At 44.0% G+C, this 21,584-nt stretch carries 19 protein-coding genes and 1 tRNA gene; 15 read left to right on the forward strand and 5 right to left on the reverse strand.

The genetic code is table 11. From position 1 onward, the window contains the following. The first annotated feature begins 9 nt into the window (after window positions 1–9). From K360_RS0105205 to K360_RS0105225, 5 genes are all read left to right on the forward strand, one after another. The gene (locus K360_RS0105205; protein WP_024822126.1) at window positions 10–261 is read left to right on the forward strand and encodes a DNA-directed RNA polymerase subunit omega; all 252 of its coding nucleotides are present in this window, start codon (window positions 10–12) and stop codon (window positions 259–261) included. After that, complete coding sequence (gene coaBC, locus K360_RS0105210) at window positions 242–1,468, forward strand: bifunctional phosphopantothenoylcysteine decarboxylase/phosphopantothenate--cysteine ligase CoaBC (RefSeq protein ID WP_024822127.1); 1,227 nt, start codon at window positions 242–244, stop codon at window positions 1,466–1,468. The genes K360_RS0105205 and coaBC overlap by 20 nt, the downstream gene beginning before the upstream one ends. Continuing rightward, window positions 1,414–3,285 carry a primosomal protein N' family DNA-binding protein gene (locus tag K360_RS0105215; protein ID WP_156923349.1) on the forward strand — a complete coding sequence of 624 codons (1,872 nt, stop codon included), beginning with the start codon at window positions 1,414–1,416 and terminating at the stop codon, window positions 3,283–3,285. The genes coaBC and K360_RS0105215 overlap by 55 nt, the downstream gene beginning before the upstream one ends. Before the next feature lie 26 nt (window positions 3,286–3,311). Next, window positions 3,312–4,622 carry a ribosome biogenesis GTPase Der gene (der, locus tag K360_RS0105220; RefSeq protein ID WP_024822129.1) on the forward strand — a complete coding sequence of 437 codons (1,311 nt, stop codon included), beginning with the start codon at window positions 3,312–3,314 and terminating at the stop codon, window positions 4,620–4,622. Between the two features lie 111 nt (window positions 4,623–4,733). Continuing rightward, window positions 4,734–5,009 carry an HU family DNA-binding protein gene (locus K360_RS0105225; RefSeq protein ID WP_024822130.1) on the forward strand — a complete coding sequence of 92 codons (276 nt, stop codon included), beginning with the start codon at window positions 4,734–4,736 and terminating at the stop codon, window positions 5,007–5,009. 61 nt (window positions 5,010–5,070) lie between these two features. Here the strand turns inward: K360_RS0105225 and rsmA are convergent, their stop codons facing one another. From rsmA to nifJ, 4 genes are all read right to left on the reverse strand, one after another. Beyond that, on the reverse strand, window positions 5,071–5,886 hold the full coding sequence (gene rsmA, locus K360_RS0105230; RefSeq protein WP_024822131.1) for a 16S rRNA (adenine(1518)-N(6)/adenine(1519)-N(6))-dimethyltransferase RsmA: 816 nt from the start codon (window positions 5,884–5,886) through the stop codon (window positions 5,071–5,073). Between the two features lie 207 nt (window positions 5,887–6,093). Continuing rightward, window positions 6,094–8,118 (reverse strand): serine hydrolase domain-containing protein, encoded by a 2,025-nt coding sequence (locus tag K360_RS0105235; RefSeq protein ID WP_024822132.1) that lies wholly within the window; start codon window positions 8,116–8,118, stop codon window positions 6,094–6,096. 741 nt (window positions 8,119–8,859) lie between these two features. Continuing rightward, a tRNA-Pro gene (locus K360_RS0105245) sits at window positions 8,860–8,937 on the reverse strand. 147 nt (window positions 8,938–9,084) lie between these two features. Next, window positions 9,085–12,636 (reverse strand): pyruvate:ferredoxin (flavodoxin) oxidoreductase, encoded by a 3,552-nt coding sequence (gene nifJ, locus K360_RS0105250; protein ID WP_024822134.1) that lies wholly within the window; start codon window positions 12,634–12,636, stop codon window positions 9,085–9,087. 403 nt (window positions 12,637–13,039) lie between these two features. On the opposite strand from nifJ, the gene trmB reads away from it, so the two are divergent. The 4 genes from trmB to coaD are packed head-to-tail and all read left to right on the forward strand — an operon-like array spanning window position 13,040 to window position 15,400. Next, window positions 13,040–13,987 carry a tRNA (guanosine(46)-N7)-methyltransferase TrmB gene (gene trmB, locus K360_RS0105260; RefSeq protein ID WP_051461106.1) on the forward strand — a complete coding sequence of 316 codons (948 nt, stop codon included), beginning with the start codon at window positions 13,040–13,042 and terminating at the stop codon, window positions 13,985–13,987. Beyond that, window positions 13,984–14,385, forward strand: coding sequence for a tRNA (N6-threonylcarbamoyladenosine(37)-N6)-methyltransferase TrmO (gene tsaA, locus K360_RS0105265; RefSeq protein ID WP_024822136.1), 402 nt, complete (start codon window positions 13,984–13,986; stop codon window positions 14,383–14,385). The genes trmB and tsaA overlap by 4 nt, the downstream gene beginning before the upstream one ends. Continuing rightward, entirely contained in the window at window positions 14,385–14,897 is a 513-nt protein-coding gene (locus K360_RS0105270; protein WP_024822137.1) for an RsmD family RNA methyltransferase, read from the forward strand. The genes tsaA and K360_RS0105270 overlap by 1 nt, the downstream gene beginning before the upstream one ends. Then, window positions 14,894–15,400, forward strand: coding sequence for a pantetheine-phosphate adenylyltransferase (gene coaD, locus K360_RS0105275; protein ID WP_024822138.1), 507 nt, complete (start codon window positions 14,894–14,896; stop codon window positions 15,398–15,400). The genes K360_RS0105270 and coaD overlap by 4 nt, the downstream gene beginning before the upstream one ends. A gap of 10 nt (window positions 15,401–15,410) precedes the next feature. Here coaD and K360_RS0105280 read toward each other — a convergent pair whose 3' ends face one another. Then, complete coding sequence (locus K360_RS0105280) at window positions 15,411–16,619, reverse strand: tRNA(Met) cytidine acetate ligase (protein WP_024822139.1); 1,209 nt, start codon at window positions 16,617–16,619, stop codon at window positions 15,411–15,413. 87 nt (window positions 16,620–16,706) lie between these two features. Here K360_RS0105280 and K360_RS0105285 point away from each other — a divergent pair, with 87 nt between their 5' ends. From K360_RS0105285 to K360_RS0105310, 6 genes are all read left to right on the forward strand, one after another. After that, entirely contained in the window at window positions 16,707–17,909 is a 1,203-nt protein-coding gene (locus K360_RS0105285; protein ID WP_024822140.1) for an acetate/propionate family kinase, read from the forward strand. A 35-nt stretch (window positions 17,910–17,944) separates the two neighbouring features. Beyond that, window positions 17,945–18,508 (forward strand): YceD family protein, encoded by a 564-nt coding sequence (locus K360_RS11000; RefSeq protein WP_024822141.1) that lies wholly within the window; start codon window positions 17,945–17,947, stop codon window positions 18,506–18,508. 19 nt (window positions 18,509–18,527) lie between these two features. Further along, window positions 18,528–18,731, forward strand: coding sequence for a 50S ribosomal protein L32 (gene rpmF, locus K360_RS0105295; protein ID WP_024822142.1), 204 nt, complete (start codon window positions 18,528–18,530; stop codon window positions 18,729–18,731). A 297-nt stretch (window positions 18,732–19,028) separates the two neighbouring features. After that, on the forward strand, window positions 19,029–19,562 hold the full coding sequence (gene fapR, locus K360_RS0105300) for a transcription factor FapR (RefSeq protein WP_245587083.1): 534 nt from the start codon (window positions 19,029–19,031) through the stop codon (window positions 19,560–19,562). A gap of 18 nt (window positions 19,563–19,580) precedes the next feature. Beyond that, window positions 19,581–20,579, forward strand: a complete 999-nt coding sequence (gene plsX / locus K360_RS0105305; RefSeq protein WP_024822144.1) for a phosphate acyltransferase PlsX — start codon at window positions 19,581–19,583, stop codon at window positions 20,577–20,579. Window positions 20,580–20,582: 3 nt separating this feature from the next. After that, the gene (locus tag K360_RS0105310) at window positions 20,583–21,581 is read left to right on the forward strand and encodes a beta-ketoacyl-ACP synthase III (RefSeq protein ID WP_024822145.1); all 999 of its coding nucleotides are present in this window, start codon (window positions 20,583–20,585) and stop codon (window positions 21,579–21,581) included. Window positions 21,582–21,584: the final 3 nt, after the last annotated feature.

A 21,584-nucleotide genomic window follows, 5' to 3' on the forward strand; every position in this document is an offset into this window, starting at 1 on the left:
GGTTCCTCTATGAAATTTTATGACATAGATGACTTAGAGAAAAAAGTTGGAGTAAGTAACAAGTACCTCTTAACAGTCCTTGTAGCAAATTGGGCTCGCCGAGTAAGCGAACAGAAGAGCCGTGTACTTGAAGAAAACTCTGAGCAGTATCTTTCTCATGCAATTCGAGATTTTGAAAAAGCTAACATCAAAATTCATCTCCCTGAATCGCGCTCTGAGGGGTTTCTTTCAGGTGGTTCCAATGCTCAAATGGAAGGATAAGCGACGGATAGTATTAGGAGTTACAGGAGGTATAGCTGCATATAAAGCGCCAGAGATTCTTCGAGCCTTAGTAAAAGCTGGCTGTGAGGTAGAAGTTGTTTTGACAGAAAGCGCAGAAGCTTTTGTAAGCCCTATGGTGCTTTCAACCTTGGCAGGAAGACGAGTATGGAGACAAAGGGATTTCCTTTCAGATGAAAATGGTTGGAAGATCCCCCATATCCATCTTGCTGATTGGGCTGAAGTCGTTATTGTCGCCCCCTGTACAGCCGAAACCTTGGCACGTCTTATAGAGGGTAAGGGTGAAATGCTTCTTGATGCTCTCGTTTTGGCCTCAAAAGCTCCAATTCTTCTTTTTCCCGCCATGAATGTGCACATGTTAGAACATCCGGCTACGAAAAATAATGTAAAACGAGCGGCAGAATTAGGCTACAAAGTTATAGATCCGGAATCAGGAACGTTAGCCTGTGGTTATGAGGGGCAGGGGCGGCTGCCTGACACATCGGTTATAGTTGAAGAAGCATGGCGTGCCCTTTCTCCCCTCCGTGATTACGATGGAGTTTCTACTCTCATCACAGCTGGTCCGACATGGGAGTTTTTGGATCCTGTTCGCTTCATCAGTAATCCGAGCAGTGGGAAAATGGGGTTTGCTCTTGCTCGGACAGCTTGGTATAGAGGAGCACATGTACAACTTGTTTCTGGTCCTGTTTCCCTTCCACACCCTCACGGAATATCTTTTCGATCAGTGACGACTGCTCTTGAAATGCGTAATGCTGTAATAGAAGAGATGGAGAATATGGATGTAATCGTTAAAGCAGCTGCTGTAAGCGATTACAGAACAGCTCATACCTCTGAAGAAAAGATAAAAAGGGAGGGGAAGGATACTCTCAGTTTGGAGTTAGTTCAAAATCCCGATATTGCTGCAGAGGTGGGGAAGCGTAAAGGGCCACATCAGATTCTTGTGGGCTTTGCGGCAGAGAGTGGTCATTTAGTAGAACATGCCAGAGGAAAAATGGAAAGAAAGAATTTGGACCTCATCATAGCTAATGATATTACCGCTACAGATGCCGGTTTTGCCGCGGATACCAATCGAGTAAAAATCATTACTAGAGAGGGCGACATTACGGATTTTGAAGGCTCGAAAGAAGAAGTGGCATGGCATATCTGGAACATAGTGGCGGATCTTCGGCAGGGGAGACTGAGCCATTGACCTTAGTGGAGGTATCAGTTCCTGGTCCATGGTGGAACAGCCTTACTTATAGCAGTGAGAATGTGCTTCCAGAAGGAGTCCGTGTTTCTGTTCCCATGGGACCCTCAAAACGTATCGGTTTTTCGTTAGGCGTTGCTTCGGAACAAAAGAATTCTTCTAAGACGTATCGTATTCGTCCTCTCCATTCAGTGATAGATTCGGTTTCTCCTTTCCCCCAAGATCTTTGGCTTCTAAGTGAGTGGATTGGGGCTTATTTTTTTTGTGGGAGAGGAACTGCTCTTAAAGTAATGTCTCCATCTTTTCTCCTTAAAGGTGATTGTATAGACAGTAAGATTCTCGCGAATGGGGGGGGCATAAGACCTGTAAAACGTTATGCAGAAGAGTATTGTTATTTTCCGGAAGATGAGGGGCGTTATAAAAAATATATATCTCACCTCAAGGAAAACCCCGGTCCAGCCCTTCTCCTTTTCCCTGAAGGAAGAGTAGCCGAGCTTTTTTGTGCTCGTATGGAGGCTGAGGGATTCTCGAACGTCGTTTTTTGGCCCTCTAGTGGAGGGAAAAAACAGTGGGAAGCATGGCAGTTGGTTCGTAGCGGTGAAGTTAATACAGTGGTTGGGGGTCCTGGCGCTGTTTTTGCTCCCTTACCCCAGTTAAATACTATTCTAGTGGATGAAGAGAGCAGCCCTGTTTATCGCATGCAAGCTTACCCTCATCTTCATAGTCGTGCTGTGGCTATGCAGAGAGCTCGTATCGCTCAATGCTCTATATTTCTTGGAGGTCGTTTGCCCTCATCTAAAGTGTATCTTTACAAAAAGCTGGGGAGGAATAGCTACTCGCCAAAATCCAGACTTACTTTTGTTGATATGAAATGTTCCGGGCAAGCGGAAATTCCGGGTATTTCTCATTCGATACCTCTAAGTGAATCTTTGGTGAAGGGAACGTTAAACTGTGTTTCAGAGGGACATACGGCCCTTTGGATCCTTGACCGCAAAGGATATGCAGGGGAAATTTCCTGTGAGGAGTGCGGAGGAACACTGACATGTCATCACTGTGGAGTCCTTCTTCGTGCTGAAGAGAAAGCCTCTCGTCTTGTGTGTCCCTTGTGTGGGTATTCTGCGGCAGTGCCCGAGCGATGTCCTCGTTGTGGAAGCCTGCTGCTTATAGGTCGGCGTCCTGGGCTTGAGACCATAACGCCTATTGCTAAAGCCCTAGTTGGCGCCCATATCCCCGTGTTAGAATGGCATTCAGATAAGAATGTAAGCAAAAAGGCTCTTCGCGAAACGCTTTTAAAATTAAAAAAAGGTGGTATCGTTGTCGGTTCAAGGCTTGCTCTTTCTTTAAGTGATGAAGTAATGGTAGGTTTAATAGGCTGGATTGATGCAGATAGCGAATCACGAAAAGTAACGTACCGGTCCCGTTTTGATGCTTTTCGGCTTATATGGGAATCTTGTTGGAGGGGCATAGGAGCCGATGATCGTAAGGTTATTGTTCAGTCGCGCCGACCTGGTAAAGGTTGGCAGCGAGGGCTTATGAGGGGATGGGATATGTTTTGGCACAGGGAATTGAAAGAAAGAAAGGATTTTGATTTCCCCCCTTATAGCATGATGGCTGAGATAACAACTTCTTTGGCTATGAAAAAGCCATTGTTAGAATACATGCAAAACCACGAAGTACAAGTTATGGACCCAGGGGATAAAGATCCTTCTCTCTGGGTTTTTGTCCGTCACCCTAACGCGTTGATGGACATACTGAAACCTTGGTTTCATATTTCTCGATCTAAAGAGGGCTTTCCTAGCGTGGCTCTTTGGATTGACTAGGATATTTTTAAAGGAGGAGCGAGACTATGCCCATTGTTGCTATTGTGGGTCGCCCTAATGTAGGGAAATCATCGCTTTTCAATAGAATTCTTGGACGTCGAGAAGCTATTGTTGACGATATGCCCGGGGTGACTCGGGATCGAATTTATGGAGAAGTAGAGTGGAAAGGAAAAAATTTTTATATAGTTGATACGGGTGGTCTCCTTATTCGTGATGACCATCCACTAGTGGATGGAATTCGTAAACAGGTGACTTTAGCCATCCAGGAAAGCCAGGTTATACTTTTTGTTATTGATGGGATGGAAGGGCCAACGTGGATGGATGAAGATGTGGCGCAGATTCTTCGTCAGTCTGGCAAACCTGTTGTTGTAGTGGCTAATAAGCTCGATGATGGAGTGCATGAAGATCGTGTTTATGATGCCTATACCTTTGGCTTTGAACATGTAATAGGGATCAGCGCTCTTCATAAACGGTATATAGATGATCTTCTCGATATGGTTGCCTCTTTTTTACCAGCGGAAGAAAAAGAAATAGTGAACCCTGACGAAATTCGCGTTTCTATTGTTGGGAGGCCCAATGTAGGGAAATCGAGTATTATTAACGCTCTAGCTGGAGGCGAACGTGTTCTGGTCAGTGATATCCCGGGAACGACTCGAGATGCCACAGATACTGTTATAGAGACAGAGAAGGGAGACTTTCGTCTTATAGATACGGCAGGGCTTCGTAAAAAGAGCCGTTTTGATAGCGATCTTGAATATTATTCTTTTGTAAGAACTCTTCAGGCGGTAGATCGTAGTGATGTAGCTTTGCTTATTATGGATGCTTCCGAACCGGCTACTGATCAAGATAAAAAAATGGCAGCCCAGGTGATAGAAAAGGGGAAGGGAATTATTCTTGTAGTTAATAAGTGGGATACCCTTAAAGTGTCACCTAAACTTGGGGATGAAATGAAGAAAAAAATATATGAAGAGATGCCATTTTTAACATATGCACCTATTCTTTTTGTTTCAGCATTGACTAAACGTGGTCTTCACAAACTTTTAGAAGCTGTTGTTACTGTCCACGGGAATCGTAAGCGTCGCATAGGTACTACAGAATTGAATCGCCTTATGAGAGATGTTTTGGCCTTTCAATCGCTTCCTACCAATAAGCGTGGACGGGCCCTTAAAATTTATTATTGCACCCAAATAGAAATAGAACCTCCAACATTTGTTTTCTTTGTAAATGATCCAGAAATAGTTCCTCTATCTTTTAAGAGACATATAGAAAACAAAATAAGAGAAATGTCTACTTTTGATGGATCCCCACTGCGACTTTTTTGGCGTATAAGGCAATAAAATGAAATTCGGACTTGACCATATGCCATGTTACTGGTAATAATAAATCGTCGCAAAGCGTGTCTGTAACAAGACTTTATATTAAATCAAAAGAAAAGGAGGTAGTTTAGGGTGACAAAGACAGATCTTGTTAATGCGGTTGCCAAAGCAACAGGTTTGAATAAGCGGGAAGCTGGTGCCGCCGTGGGGGCAGTATTGGAGGCTATTGAGAATTCTCTTGCCAAGGGCGATAAAGTTCAACTTGTTGGTTTTGGAACCTTTGAAGTGCGAGAGAGAGCTGCCAGAGAGGGACGAAACCCTCAGGACCCCAAAAAGATTATTAAGATTCCTGCAAAGAAGGTTCCTGTTTTTAGACCGGGTAAGGCTCTTAAAGAAAAAGTGGAGTAGGAATTTTTAAATTTTTTTCGTAAAAATGGAGCCCTTTCTACAGAGAAAGGGCTCCATTTATTTATGTTATTTTTTTATAAAGAGATTTCCAAAGAGCAAGCCATTCTTCTCCTGTTAAATCCTCAGCTCTTAAAGTAGGTGGGAAATGAAGAGTGGAGAAACTTTCTATGAGACTTTCTTTATCAATGCCATTTCGAGCTGCTGAATTTATCAATGTCTTTCTTCTTTGTGCAAAAGAGGCGCGGAGAAGATTTCTCCAACTTTCTTGCCTGGGTAAATCAAAATTTTTCTCAACTTTTATATTTATAACGGCAGATTCCACATTAGGTTGAGGGAAAAATACCTGAGGCGGTACTTTTCGCAATATTTTTTGTACCCCCATCAATTCTAAGGTAATACCTAGCGGATATCTATCTTTAGTTTTAGGAGGAGCAATTAAACGTAAAGCAGCTTCTTTTTGAACCATAAAAAGCATAGACTGTAACCCCTTGCCTGAAAAAGCCTCAAGAAGACGCCATATAAGTGGAGTAGTAATGTGATAGGGGATATTTGCGACAACCTTATTAGGAATAGCCGGCAGATTTTTTTCGTAATCGAATGTTATGGCGTCCGCCCAAAATATGGAAAGGCGAGGTTTATATTGTTCTTCAAGTGGGTCGAGATATTCATGAAGTGTTTTATCTATTTCCAGAGCAAAAACAAACGCACAAGGGGACAACGCTAATTGTTGGGTTAAGACGCCTTGTCCAGCTCCAACCTCCAATATAATATCTGTCTCCTCAATAGAGGCCCACTTGACAATCTGAGCCAGAATGTTTTTGTCTTGTAGGAAATTTTGTCCTAAGCTTGATTTATGTTTAAACGTTTGGTCTTTCATTTTTCCTCCGCATCTATTTTCCTTATTCATCAACCGATTTCGTATTATGCCATAAATTATAGAGAGCGCAAACATTCTTAGAACAAAGAAGTAGGAAATATAGTAGACGCCATCTGCATCCTCCTGAAAAAGGGTCCTCAGAAGTATACTTTGCCTGTCGAATTTATTATCGCCGTTTTTATTGGTAACGGGAAAAAACGGAAAATTTTACCGCACTATTATCGAAAACAGATCTCCTGGTTCTCCTGCCAGGAACACTAGGCTTCCCCCAGGTACGAAGAGCTCGCTGCTGTCTATAATGCTGTCGTAAACTTTCTCCACCTGCCGTCCGGGAAAAACGATCACTCTGCCATTTGCAGGCTTTTCGATGGACATAATACCTCCCTGTTCGACCTTCCTCCATTCGTTTTCGCCTTCAGATCCGATCATTATGGTATTTTCCCCCGGTACTAGCGTTCCTGCGATATCCTCGCTTGAATAAACGAACTGGATTGCCTTCAAACGGATAGCTTCGTCTTTCTTATAGAGCTGGATATTGCACTGATCGCGGAAGCCTGTTGCGGCAATTGCCCCAAAGTCGGGGGTTTCCGCCCTGTTCACTCCAAAGAATTTCACATACCCGGGAAGATCGCCGTATACTTCGGATTTTACCAGCAAAACATCAGGAAGTTGCACATACTGAGAAGCGTTGCGTATCAGCCAAAACCTGCCGTCCATTTCCACTGACAGACTTTTTGTTTTTTCTACTGGATCGATCTTCTGGAACATGGGAATATCTGCCCCGTACCGCGGGATTTTTTCCGCGACAAGATAAACTGTCTTCTCTTTCGTTAGAAAGTAATATCGGTAACCAGTTGCAAAATCATGAAATAAGCCTCCGTTGTGAACCAGTGAAAGAATCGGCTTTTGTTTATTCTCTTTCGACTCTTCGTCTTCCGAAGGAGAAGCGAGGGAGTAGACGTTCAGCGTATGACTCTCATTGTCAAAGACCATGCGAACAGCTTGTTGTGTGTTTACATAGAATCCTTCGAGTTTCAAAAACTCATCGGGAATAGGCTCTGGCTTTTGAGGTTTGACGGGAAAAACCGGTTTCGGTTCGAGGAGCCCCCTGTCTTTCATGAGCGCCTCCATAATACGGAACGTAGCTTCCGCGGCGCTAGCTTGTCCGGAGTAAATCACTGCAACCGCCATCCGTTCCTGTGGAAGAATCTGGAGATTGGTTGAATAGAACAAGGTCCCGCCGCTTTTACCCAGAACCTGGTACCCATTCTCCCGATAGGCCGGAAGGAGTGCATAATCCCACCCAAAGGCGTCCAAAAGGGCATCCCCCTTCAGTAAAGAAGAAAAGGGGGTAGGCTGTCCCTTCAAAACATCCTTTAGCGAGGAATCTGAAAGAATGTTCTTTCCGCCGGGGGCAAAACTGTCCCCAAACCGGCAGAGGTCCTCCGGAGTGGAGGAGAGTCCGCCTGCGCCCAGCACCGTTACTACCTCGGGGGGATATTTATTCCCCTCTTCATCGTAGAATTCGGCAATCTTTCCTCCAGTAACGCCGACACTTTCACTCGAGTTCCACATCTCAAGGGGAGTAAATATTCTTTCGGTGACAAACGAGGCGAATGACTTCCCTGAAACCCGCTCAACGATCATCTCGGCCAGGGTGAAACCGTCATTGCAGTAAATACTCATTTCACCTGGGGTGTGCTTGAGATCCGCATTCTTCAGTGTTTCAAGCAATAGGGTCCGGTGATCCTTGTCAGCCTTGTACCCAAAAACAAATGTGGAGCCAGGCAGGCCTGAAGAATGATTGAAAAGCATCCGCACTGTAATGTCCCGGTATCGGGGATCTTTCATTACGAATTCAGGTATATGCTTTACCACAGGGTCTTCGAGGCTTAATTTACCCTCATCTGCCAGCAGCAGAATTGCCACGGCAGCGAACATTTTGCTCGTTGAGCCTATATTGAACCGAGTGTCTTTGTCCACGAGACGGTTAAGTGAGCGGTCTGCCGGTCCAAATCCCTCCGAATACACTATATTGCCCCTGTCCATCACTGCTACCGATGCGGAGTTTCCCCCTCCAGAGATAATAGTTTCCCATATTATTTCTCTTGCGGCCGAAACTGTGTTCGGGTAATTAGCGACATTGCCAGAACACGGCAGGATGAAGATGATAAAAATTAATATAACACACGGAAGACTCATAAGAACAGGCAACGCTTTACGGGTTCTCATTAATGTTTCCTCCCTTTCACACGTTTTACTGCTTCAAGTTTGAAATCCGGTGTGTAATATTTGCCCATCTTCTGCGGCACCTCTCTGATCTCCAGTATATCGTCTCTTTATACTGTCCATTAATTCGGGGGCGCTACGATCAGGTGTGCACGTAATCCGAGTTTTCGCATTGAGCGCTTTTTTGTGATAGGAAGTCTATAGTAAACGCACCTTGTTTTTTCTCCCAACGTTGACCACCCAACAACGAGGTGTATTACTATCGAGCAAATAACATAATTGTCAATATTGTTCAAACGATCATAGCACCTTCTTGCAGAAAATGTAAGATTTGTGTCTTGTTTGGGGGTGGATGGGAAGGCAAGCGATCAAAAGTAAGCGCAAACAAGCAAAGACGGAGATACAAATGATCGCGTTACCCTTGGGGATATGGCGTAATGTTGAGCTTCAGCGAAATGGGACTTTCCCCCGCCTTATGAGACACAGTATGAAAAAAAAGCGTAAGATCTTTAAACGGACATTGTATGCATTCCGCCAAGTTTTAGGCGGAAATGACTTAATGTTACCCACAGTGGCATATCCCATGTCATCAACCCCCTTGAATGTAAGGCTTTGACATTGAAAATCCGCTTGTTTTTGACCCCCTGCTGGGGGCTTTTTAGCCCTTGGAGAGAAAAAACTAGAGAATGGTTAAAAGACACAAAAAAGGGACGCCTACTAGATTTAGCGCCCCTTGTATATTCATGGTCGGGACGAGAGGATTCGAACCTCCGACCACCTGCACCCCATGCAGGTGCGCTAGCCAGGCTGCGCTACGTCCCGATGACTTGGGTATTGTACCTAATCTTCCTCTCGTGGTCAAGAGTTGAGAAGGTCTTTCTATTAGAAATTGTCCACGTGTTCTGGAGGATAAAAAAGAGGCAGTCTCTTAAGAAGACTGCCTCTCACGTTTCATTTACGTGAAGCTATTTACGCTTCAGTTTTTATTGTTTCCTTACCCATTTCAGCTAACTGCTTGTAGGTTTCATACCTCTCTCTTGCTTCTTTGGCTGCTTTGTCAAAGAGCTGGTCGGCAATGTCGGGGAAGGATTTCATCAAAGAAGAGTATCTGACCTCGCTCATCAAGAACTCTTTGAAATCGGCCTTAGGTTCTTTAGAGTCGAGGATAAAGGGGTTCTTACCCTCCTCAGCAAGAAGAGGATTATAGCGATAGAGATGCCAGTAACCAGCTTCTACAGCTTTCTTCTCCTGAGCCTGAGATTTGCCCATTCCTACTTTAATTCCGTGGTTGATACATGGAGCATAGGCAATGATCAGAGAAGGTCCTTTATAAGCTTCAGCTTCAGTTACAGCTTTCATAAGCTGGTTCTTATCAGCACCCATTGCTACCTGGGCTACATAAACGTAACCATAGGTCATGGCAATACGGCCAAGATCCTTCTTCTTAACTCTCTTGCCGGATGCAGCAAACTTCGCTACAGCAGCTGTAGGTGTGGACTTAGATGACTGCCCACCAGTATTGGAGTAAACTTCTGTATCGAACACAAAGACATTCACGTCTTCTCCAGAAGCCAACACATGGTCAAGGCCACCGAAACCAATATCATATGCCCAACCGTCTCCGCCGAAGATCCAGACAGACTTTTTCACAAGATAGTCTTTCTTTTCAGCTACTTTGGCGAGAAGCTCATTTGCTTCTTTGCTGCCAAGATCCTTATTGAGGATGGAATATATTTTCCCAGCAGCCACTTTAGATTTCTCTCCGTCGTCTTTGGAAATTAGCCACTCTTCAAAAATAGCCTTTATATTAGTAGGAATATCCAGAGCGAGAAGCTCTCGTACAACCGCTGTCAGCTGCTTTACTGTATTTTTCACAGAGAGATACATTCCAAAACCATGCTCAGCATTATCTTCGAAAAGCGAGTTAGCCCAAGCTGGCCCCTGGCCTTTCGCATTGGTGGTGTATGGCATGCTTGGAGCAGAGCCTCCCCAAATGGAAGAACAGCCTGTAGCATTAGAAATGAGCATTCTGTCTCCGTAAAGCTGGGTTATTAATTTTGCGTAAGGTGTTTCTCCACAGCCAGCACAAGCACCAGAGAACTCAAGAAGAGGCTGAGCAAACTGGCTGCCTTTCACCGTGTTTTTGTTTGTGAGATGGGATTTGTCAGATACTGTTATGGCAAAATCCCAATTAGGGACCTCTGCTTCAGTCTGAGAAGCGATAGGTTTCATCTCAAGAGCGCTTACAGGGCAGATATCTGCACAGTTCCCGCATCCTAAACAGTCAAGGGAGTTGACCTGCATACGGAACTTCAGCCCGGCAAACTCTTTCCCTTTAGCGTCTACTGTGACGAAAGTCTTGGGAGCTTTTGTTGCTTCTGCTTCGTCAAGAAGCACGGGACGAATGGCAGCATGAGGACAAACCATGGAGCACTGGTTGCACTGAATACATTTATCTTTCAGCCATTCAGGAACGTTGATGGCCACTCCTCGTTTTTCATAAGCAGCTGTGCCGGAGGGGAAGCTGCCGTCTTCTCTGCCAACGAATGCACTTACAGGAAGTTTATCTCCTTCCTGTTTGTTAATGACATCGCAGACATTTTTAATGAAGTCGGGTCTCTCTTCGCCACAGCAGCAACACTCATCTTCCGCATCTTTCCAGCTTGCAGGGATATCGATTTTTATAAGAGAGTCCTTACCCGCATCTACGGCTTTATTGTTCATCTGGACAATTTTTTCTCCCTTTAGACCGTAGGTTTTCTTGATAGCATCCTTCATATATTTTACTGCGTCATCAATAGGAATGACATTAGCGAGCGTAAAGAATGCGGACTGCATAATCATATTGATTCTGTTACCCAACCCTATTTCTACGCCAAGATCAACTCCATTGATAATGTAGAACTTAATATCATTCTGAGCAAGGAATCTCTTTACATTTCCAGGTAAATTTTTCTCCAGCTCATCTATAGTAGTCCACTGGGTGTTCAGAAGGAAGGTGCCTCCTTTTTTCAAACCCGCCAAGATGTCATAGAGATGTACGTACTCCTGCTTATGGCAAGCAATAAAGTCAGCTTCATCTATGAGATATGTAGAGCGGATGGGTTTTTTCCCGAATCGTAGGTGGGAGATGGTGACTCCACCAGACTTTTTCGAGTCATAGGCAAAATATCCCTGAGCGTACATATCTGTGTTGTCTCCAATGATCTTAATGGAGTTTTTATTAGCGCCAACAGTACCATCAGATCCAAGCCCCCAGAACTTGCAACGAATGGTTCCTTCTGGAGCTGTACTAATGTTCTCTTTTACCTCAAGAGAAGTGTGAGTTACATCGTCTACTATGCCAATAGTGAAATGATTTTTAGGTTCCTCATTCTTAAGATTATCGAATACAGCTTTAATCTGGGAAGGAGTGGTATCTTTAGAACCAAGACCATATCGGCCACCGACAATAATCGGTTGATGGTCTCTATCGTAGAAGAGTGTTCTTACATCTTCATAGAGAGGCTCACCAAGAGCACCTTGTTCTTTAGTACGGTCAAGAACAGCTATTTTCTTTACAGAAGCGGGCAGGGCCTTAAAGAAGTATTTAGCGGAGAAAGGACGATAAAGGTGAACTTCAATGACGCCTACCTTCTCTCCCTTGGCATTGAGATAGTCTACAACCTCTTCTGCCGCCTGACAGGCCGAACCCATAATGACTATGACGCGATCAGCATCGGGAGCTCCATAATAGTTGAAGGGATGGTACTTTCGACCAGTGACTTTTGTGATTTCCTGCATATATTCTTCCACCATGTCAGGAAGATCAGTGTAAAATTTGTTCGCTGCTTCTTTTGCCTGGAAATAAATATCAGGGTTTTGTGCCGTACCTTTCTGATAAGGCCGCTCGGGGTTTAAGCCGCGGGCTTTAAATCGTTTTACAGCATCCCAATCTACTAATTTAGCGAGATCTTCATACTCCATAACCTCTATTTTCTGGATTTCATGAGAAGTTCTGAATCCGTCGAAGAAGTTAACAAACGGGATGCTTGATTTAATAGCTGCAAGGTGAGCCACTCCGCTAAGGTCCATTACTTCCTGAACACTTCCAGAAGCAAGGAAAGCAAATCCAGTTGCTCTGCAAGCTGTTACGTCACTGTGGTCTCCGAAAATGGACAAGGCATGTCCGGCAACAGCTCGTGCAGATACATCAAAAACACCGGGCAACAGCTCTCCTGCTATTTTGTACATATTGGGGAGCATTAATAAAAGCCCCTGAGATGCAGTAAAGGTTGTAGTAAAAGAGCCTGCAGAAAGAGAGCCGTGAACTGCTCCCGATGCTCCGGCTTCTGACTGGAGCTCAACTACATCGACAGTTTGTCCGAAGATGTTTTTCCTTCCATGAGCTGCCCATTCATCGATAACCTCTGCCATAGGTGAAGAAGGCGTGATCGGATAAATTGCAGCAACTTCTGTGAACGCATAGGAAACGTGTGCAGCTGCTGTGTTTCCATCCATTGTTTTCCACTGCTTAGCCATTCATGTACCCCCTCTAAGTATTTTCAATCATGAGCTTTTTCACTACTGGTCCAACCAATAAGTATAAGCCCTTCTATTGAAATATAATAATAATTAAGTGCTAAAAAAGAAATAGGTATTGATAAAGGAAAAATTTTGACAAGAGATGGACATTTTTCACACAAGTGCATTGTTTTTGCATTTTTTACTCTAATCAATTTTTTCTAAATAGAGAGATAAAGGCTCCCTTCTTTGGGGTCATATTATCACAACGAAAGGAGCTGTCAATGTTATTATATTAACATTCTATTCGTGGTTTATCATTGTTATAATAACTAATTCCCAAGGGATTATGAAAGGCTGTTATAATCTATCTGCTTTATTTTTCACGGCGAAGAGAGATGTAAGAGGAGGAGGCGTTTTAGTGATTTCCTTGCCTTTGGAGAGCGTTATATTGCGTCCAGAAATAATGAGCATCCCTTTTGATCTTTCCTCTTTTGGGAAAGGGCAAAATGTTGTTGAAATAGGTTTTGGGAATGGAGAATTTCCTGTCCATATGGCTCGGACATATCCGGACGATACGTTTTTTGGTATTGAGGTTTCCCAAACATGCGTTTTGAAAGCGGCAAAGCGTGTACGACAGTTAGGACTTGAGAATGTATATCTTATGTGTGGAGATGCCCGATTTCTTATGAGGGAATGTTTTGAGAATGGATCTATCCATAAAATATATATGAATTTCCCTTGCCCGTGGCCGAAGTCTCGCCACTCTAAGCGAAGGGTTACTGCTCCGGGCTTTTCTGATGTGCTTGCAGGAGTCTTGGCTCCTAATGGAATTTTTGAGCTTGTTACCGATGAAGAGTGGTATGCTTTGGAAGTACGGGATGTTTTATCTGTTCACCCAGCATTGGTTCTTTATTCTTATGTTAAAAATCCTGTCCGGCCTGTTACTACAAAATACGAACGAAAATGGTTGGCGCAGGGGAAAGATATTTATAGGATACAGATTCGCAAGAAAGAAACATTTTTAATGGAGCGCCTGGTAAAAGAAGGTGAGAGGATGCATACTAAAGTTGATGTTATAGATTGGAGTCGCTCTTTTTTTCAAACAATAAAAGGAGAGAGCGAGAGTGAAAACGAGTGTCATTGGACATATCGAAATTCCTATTTTTCTCCCGAAGGAGTTATTTTACTCGAAACAATTGCTACGGACGGAAATTTTGAGCAAAAATTCTTTTTGAAAATAGTGAAAGAAGAGAAAGAAACTCTTATTAAGCTTGATGGAAGCTGCTTGGTGTATCGTACGCCAGCAGTCAAGAAATCTATATTTTACCTTGCCGAACGATTGCGTCGTGAGGGGTTGAGACAGTGAAGGGGTGTACTTTTTACCCTATAGGGGTTGTTCATTCGCCAGTGAAAGACCCGGTTCACCCTGATCTTTTGAAAGATGTAGAGGCTAAGATCGAGATTAAACCTTTTTATGAGCTGGGATTAGATGACCTTAGGGAGGGACAGGAGATCATAATAGTTTTTCGTTTTCATAGATCTTCGTCTTTCCACTTCCACGTTCATCCCAAAGGAGATCTGGCGCGTCCCTTAAAAGGGGTTTTTGCCACGTGTTCGCCTCGACGGCCTAATTTCCTTGGTGTCAGTCGATGTGTTTTAAAGCGCAAAGAGGGGTGTTGTCTTCACGTCTCTGGCCTTGATGCTATAGATGGAACGCCGGTACTCGACATTAAGCCTTTTGCTCTATATGGAGGAAGGGGATAATGAAAGATGTACGGCCCACATCTTCAAAGGTGCTCCAAGCGTTGTTTAATATCCTTGACTCCCTTAATGGAAAGGCTTTTCTTGACTTATTTGCTGGATCTGGCCGCGTAGGGCTTTATGCTTATGAAAAAGGTGCCAGACCTGTTGTAGAAGTAGAATTGCTGAGAAAAAGAGCAACTGCTATTAGACAAATGTTTCGAGGAGAGGATACAGATTTTATTGTTCTTTCTATGGACATCCGTCGAGCGCTTGGGTGGTTAGCGAGAAGAGAGTTTTCTTTTGATATTGTTTTTGCGGATCCACCTTATGAGGAGGGGTGGCCCTCTAAAATTATCGAACTTATGACCGAATACGAAAGATTATTGAAGGACGATGGAGTGTTAATTATAGAGCACTCAGTAAGAGAGTGTGTTGAAGTGCCATTACATTTATTTGTGCTTGATGACCGTCGTACGTACGGAGATACTGTCCTGACATTTTTAAAAAAGGAGAGGAAGGAGGACTCCCGATGAGGCGCCCTATTAGGGCTGTATACCCAGGGTCTTTTGATCCAATTACTAACGGGCATATTTATATCGCAGAGAGAGCGGCAGCCCTTTTTGATGAGTTGGTAGTCAGTGTTTTGTTGAATCCTCAGAAACAGTCTGCTTTTACGGTGGAAGAGCGCCAAGCAATGGCTCGTGAAGCTTTGAGTCATCTCCCCAACGTGAAGATAAGCTCTTTTAATGGGCTGCTTGTTGATTTTTTGCGTCAGGAGCGGAGCCGCATTATTATTCGGGGACTTCGTGCCCTTTCTGATTTTGAGTATGAATTCCAACTTGCTTTAATGAATCGTCAGCTAGCCCCGGATATAGAAACGCTCTTTATTGTTACTGACGCTAAATATTCTTATCTTTCAAGCAGTGCCGTGAAAGAGATTTTCAATTTTGGGGGGCCAGTACAGGAGATGGTTCCACCTGGAGTTTACAGGAGGCTTCGAGAGCGGTTTCCTCGTCCCATCCAAAGTCAGAGGTAAAAAGGATACCCTAAAAGCGTAAAGGGGTGGCTTTGATTTCGTGGTTAACTATAGAGTTGGGAACTAGGTTTTCCCATAAAATCGAAGCTTTATTTTCTATCTGGAGGAGTTGGGCTGCTGGCCCTTTGGATGAAGGCATATGTCCCCTCGTTATAAGAGGGATGGAGCCGTGTTTCTTTATTTCTCGTAGTATATCCTGTCCACGATCTGAGAATCCTAATATTCTGATATATTGTGGCCCCAAACGTTGAAAAGCTCGATTTTCCCAATGAGTCAGTCCAAGAAGGAAATGAATGGCTAAGCGTTGCAGAGTACTTCTTGTGTAACGTCGAGATGTTGCCCTTGAGAAAAAATCATCCCAAGAGGAACTAGTGAAGGCCAGTTTGTAGAAGAGATTTTCCAGCCCTTCCCGCATCTCTGCGTATTTCGCTATTTCCTTAGGGGTAGATCTAATAAGGGATACTTGAAGAAAACGCCATAGGTTTTCGAAAGAAAGAAGACACCGGCCGCTTTTAAGAGACGTATTAATGATCTTTCTGGAGAATTCTGGAATTCCTTTCTCTCCCTGTTTGTAGTTACCGCTCCAGTAAGCTTTTCTGATAGCTGTTGCGCTGGCCCATGTTCCTGAATGGGGATCATGATAACCATACCCCACCCGTTCTATGGCGAGAGGATATAAAGGGTATTTTTGGGTTTTAATGCGGCGGAGATAGGCCAGAGCTAGAGAATTATTAGGTAGAGAAATGAATTGTCCGCCTCCGGCTACAATGCTATCCAGAGCCATAGCTCTAGCCTGGACATAAGAATATCCTTCATCCATGAGGTTGCGGAGTTCTCTCTTGAAAGGTTCGGGTTCGTGAATTAGAATGTCAAGGATTGTGGAGATATGGCAGTTGCTGTTTTCCATACCAAAAGCAAGGTGAGTTACGCACTTGCAAGCAGCGAGAATGTCTACAGCTCCTGCTGCAAAAATGCCGGCATTATGGCACGAAAAGAAAACTGGAAGTTCTATAACGACATCAGCTCCGGCTTCAAGAGCAGAAGCAGCTCTTTGCCACTTATCGATGAAAGCCGGTTCTCCTCGTTGTGTGAAATGAGAGGAGAGAACAACGACAACCCCTGAAGCTTCTGTTCGCTTCACGGCTTCTTTTAAATGGTAGAAGTGTCCATTATGGAACGGATTATATTCAGCGATGATTCCCACAATTTTGGGATTCATACGTCATCACGCTTTCTTTGATTATGATCCATTTAAGATACCTTGTAGAATACTATCAGGTCAAGAAGAGGGAGGAATCTAGAAATAATGAAAGTCTTAGTTATTAACTGCGGCAGTTCTTCGTTGAAGTACCAACTTTTTGATATGGAGACAGAGGACGTACTGGCTAAGGGGCTTGTAGAGCGTATAGGGATAGAGGGATCTCGTATTAAACATACGAAAGTTGGCATGGATCCCATCGTTCAGAACGTAGATATTCCCAACCACAAGGTTGGTATAAAGTTAGTTCTCGATGCCCTTCTCGATGAGAAACATGGTGTGCTCAAGAGCCTTGACGAGCTTGGAGCCGTAGGCCATAGAGTGGTACATGGTGGTGAAAAATTTGCAAGTTCTGTCTTGATCGATAAGGCTGTTGTTGATGCGTTGCAGGAATGCGTGCCTCTTGCGCCTCTTCACAACCCGGCTAACCTTATGGGAATTGAAGCGATGCAGGAAGTACTCCCCAACACGCCTCAGGTGGGGGTATTTGATACGGCCTTCCATCAGACGATGCCTGGCTATGCCTATATGTATGGTGTCCCCTATCATTACTATGAAAAATATAGAGTTCGCAGATATGGTTTCCACGGTACGAGCCACTATTACGTTTCTCGCAGAGCTGCTGAGTTCCTTGGGAAGAAAGTGGAAGATCTTAAAATAGTTACCTGTCATTTAGGTAACGGGAGCTCTATTGCGGCAGTAGATAAAGGTAAATCTATCGATACAAGTATGGGCTTTAGCCCTCTTCCTGGAGTTATAATGGGAACACGAGCTGGAGACGTTGATCCTCTTCTCTTGACGTTCCTTGCCGAACAGGAAAATATTGATCCTAAGGCAATGAGCCATATTCTCAACAAGGAAAGCGGCCTTCTTGGCATCTCTGGAGTGAGCAGTGATCTTCGTGATATTGAAGAAGAAGCTTCTAAGGGAAATAAGAGGGCAGAGCTTGCAGAGTCCATGCTTTACTATGGCATTAAGAAATATGTTGGTGCCTATGCAGCAGCTATGGGCGGTATAGATGTACTTGTATTTACTGCTGGAATTGGTGAAAATAGCGCAGCAGCCCGAGAAAAGGTTTGTAGTGGCTTGGACTTTTTGGGTATTTCTATTGACCCGGAAAAGAATAATGTTCGAGGGAAAGAAACTCTTATCAGCACCGATGACTCTCGGGTCAAAGTGCTTATTATTCCTACGAACGAAGAGTTGGTTATCGCCCGAGATACTCAAAGCATCGTAGAAACACTTAAATAAGGAGTATTTTAGGGGCTGTATGAGGAGGGTTTGCTGTGCCTATTAGTGATCTGCCATCTGACTGGTCGCTGCGAATGCAAATTCCAGAGCAGGATGTGCATCTCGGTACCACAGAAATGGATTGGGACGTGGCTATTCGAGATACAATCTCTTATGTGGGGGAGCTTTATTCTTTTAAAACGCCCCTTCATGTACACGCCGAGTCTCGTTGGGCTGATGAGTCGTTGATGGTGGATATATATTTAGATTCGACTATTTCAGTTCCCTGTATTCGATGTCTTGAGATGACAGATATTGCATTGAAGACACATTTCATGTATCTTTACTCTTTGCGAGATAAAGAAACTGCTGCTGGAAAAGATGACGAGCATCTTGTAAGGGTTGATATGCTGGAGAAGCAATTGGATATTATGCAACAAGTGTGGGAAAGCTTGATTTTAAGTCTCCCCACTAATCCTTTGTGCAAAGAGGACTGTCGAGGACTTTGTCCTATTTGCGGAGCTTCTCTGAACAAGGGCGATTGCGGTTGTCGCCAAAACAATATCGATCCACGTCTCGCGGACTTGCTGAAGTTTAAAGACGAAGATTCTGAAGTTTAAAGTAAAGGAGGGAACTGACATGGCAACACCTAAAAGAAAAGTATCACATGCGCGTACACATAAACGGAAGGCTGTTTGGCTTGGTTCTGCTACTGCTCCAGGGCTTACCACATGTCCTCATTGTGGGGAGATGATTATGAACTATCGTGCTTGCCCCGAGTGCGGATATTATCGTGGCCGCAAGGTTGTCTCTACATCTGAAGAAGTAACGGAAGAAGCATAAGTTTGCTACAGTAACGAATATAAAAGCAAAAATGATGGCGGAAGGCATTTATAGTGTAAGCCTTCCGCTTTATTCTTTTTCTGTCCTTGATAGTTGCTCATGGTGAGGTATATGCACGCTAACTGCGAGCTTTCGCTTTGTCCTTTTCTGCCCTCTATAGGCGAAAATCTTCTTGACCGGCAGGAAGAAAAATATTATACTGACCCAGTCATCAGATCAGATGTTGATACCTGGTCTTAAAACTGGAGGGAGTTTGTTATCCGTTCAAAAAAAAAGAAACTCAGGCAGGAAAAACTATTGAAACTCCTTGAACAAAATCCGCTTTATACAGACAAAGAACTGGCACAAGCCTTAAAGGCTAGTGTCAGCACTATTCGCCTTGACCGGGCATTGCTTGGCGTTCCAGAGTTGCGAGAGAGGACCAAGCATATGGCGCAGCGGGCAACAAGTAAGCTCCGTTCTTTAAAACAGAGTGAGGTTGTAGGCGATCTCCTCGAGCTCGAACCTAATAAATGGGCTCTATCTGTTCTTCAGACGAAAAAAGAAATGGCGTTCCGTCACACGGATTATGTTTGCGACCACTATGTCTACTCTCAAGCCAGCTCTATAGCTATAGCTGTAGTGGAAGCAGACATGGTTATAATCGACTCTATGAGAGGCGAGTATAAGAGGCATGCCAAAGTGGGCGATGTGTTAATTGCTCGGGCAAAAGTCGGTGTTCATAAAGACAATAAATATATAGTGAGCGTAAGAACTCGGGTTGGCGATCAGGAAATTTTTGTCGGCCGTTTTATTGCTGTTGCCATCGACTCCCTCGAGCCACAAGATTAGAGGGGAGGACTTTTTATAATGTTGCTAGCTCTCGATGCAATGGGGGGCGACAACGCTCCTCGTGAGCTTTGTAAAGGTGCTTTGTTAGCCTGTAAAGAATTTGAGGATCTTGAGATTATTCTGGTGGGGAATCAACGCCAAATTGAACCCTACGTTACTAACGCTGAAAATTCGGTACGGAAAAGAGTATCTATTGTTCATACTGAAGAGTATATTGCTATGGATGATCACCCTAGTCAAAGTATTCGCAAGAAGAGGCATTCTAGTTTGCGTCTTGCCATGGAAATGACGAGAAGTGGCGAAGTGGATGGCTGTGTTTCTGCAGGAAATACAGGAGCCATAGTGGCTGGCGGTGTTCTTGTAGTAGGACGTATTTCTGGAATTGATAGGCCTGCTTTGGGTGTTGCTCTTCCCACTCTAAATAAATATACCTTTTTGCTTGATGTAGGCGCCACAGTGCGGGCAAAACCAGTAAATCTTTTTCAATTTGCTCTCATGGGAGATATTTATTCAAAATGTATTCTGGGTGTTACTTCTCCAGAAGTGGCGCTTCTCTCTAACGGATCAGAAGATATAAAGGGCGATGAGGTTATAGCGAGCGCAAGAGAAATATTAAGAGCGAGCGCTTTGAATTTTACCGGCTATATAGAAGGAGACGAAATTCCCTTTAGTAAGGCTGATGTAGTTGTTTGCGATGGGTTTTCTGGAAATGTTGTCTTGAAATTTGCTGAAGGTGTTATCCAGGCAGTGTATTCCATCGCTAAAGATGAGATCGATCGGAGGATGTTGCCTAAAATAGGACTTCTTTTTATGGTTCCGATGTTAAAAGATCTCTGGAGTCGTTTTGATTATGAAAAGCATGGAGGGACACCCCTTCTAGGCGTAAATGGAGTTGTAGTGAAAGCCCATGGACGATCAAAAGCTCCGGCTGTGGCCAGTGCTATACGAGTTGCACGTAACTTTGTGCTTCAGAAAGGCGTTGATCTGATATCTAACGAGCTTAACAGGGAGGTATAACAAATGGGCCTGTTTAGTGGACGTGAGGTTTCAATTTTGGGGACAGGCATGTATGTCCCAGAGCGTATTATGACTAACGACGATCTGTCGAAAATGGTGGAAACGAGTGACGAGTGGATACGAGAAAGAACTGGCATTCGGGAGCGTCGTATAGCAAGAGACGATGAACTAACAAGCGATCTGGCATATAATGCCTCCCTGGTGGCGTTAAAGGACAGTGGCGTCCTTCCATCAGAACTAGATATGGTTATTGTAGCTACCAATACTCCTGATACTCTTTTCCCTGGAGTAGCTCCTAAATTGCAGGGAAAACTTAAAGCATCTCGGGCCGGCGCTTTTGACGTGCAGTCGGGATGTACCGGATGTATTTATGCCATAACGGTGGCGGTTTCCGGGATAGCATGTGGACTTTGGAACAAAGTCCTTGTGGTAGGAGCAGAGGTGTTATCCCGTATTATAAACTGGCAGGATCGCAATACCTGTGTTCTTTTTGGGGATGGAGCAGGAGCTCTTGTCTTAGGCCCTTCTTTATCGGGGCAGGGGCATTTTATATCAGCAGAACTCCGTTCTGATGGTGCGAGGTCGGATCTTATAACTCTTCCAGGAGGTCTGATAGAACATCCTGCCTCAGAAGAGACTCTCCGTGAAGGGCTTCATTATGTTCATATGAAGGGGAATGACGTCTTTAAGTTCGTGAACAGACTGCTCCCTTCTTTTTTGAAGAAAATGGTACAGACTGCTGGTTATCAGTCCGATCAAATTGATTGGTGGCTTTTCCATCAAGCGAACCTCCGAATTGTAGAGGGCGTTTTGCGACGTCTGGATGTGGACATGGATAAAGCTTTCGTTAACCTTGATCGTTATGGAAATACATCAGCAGCATCTATATTTTTAGCATTGGCGGAGCTTTTTGATAGTGTAAATTTGGTAAAAGGCCAAAAATTAGTTTTATCGAGCTTCGGGGCAGGCATGACTTACGGAGCGATTTTGTACGAGATGTGAGGT

It is taken from the genome of Aminobacterium mobile DSM 12262 (assembly GCF_000526395.1).
GTDB lineage: Bacteria > Synergistota > Synergistia > Synergistales > Aminobacteriaceae > Aminobacterium > Aminobacterium mobile.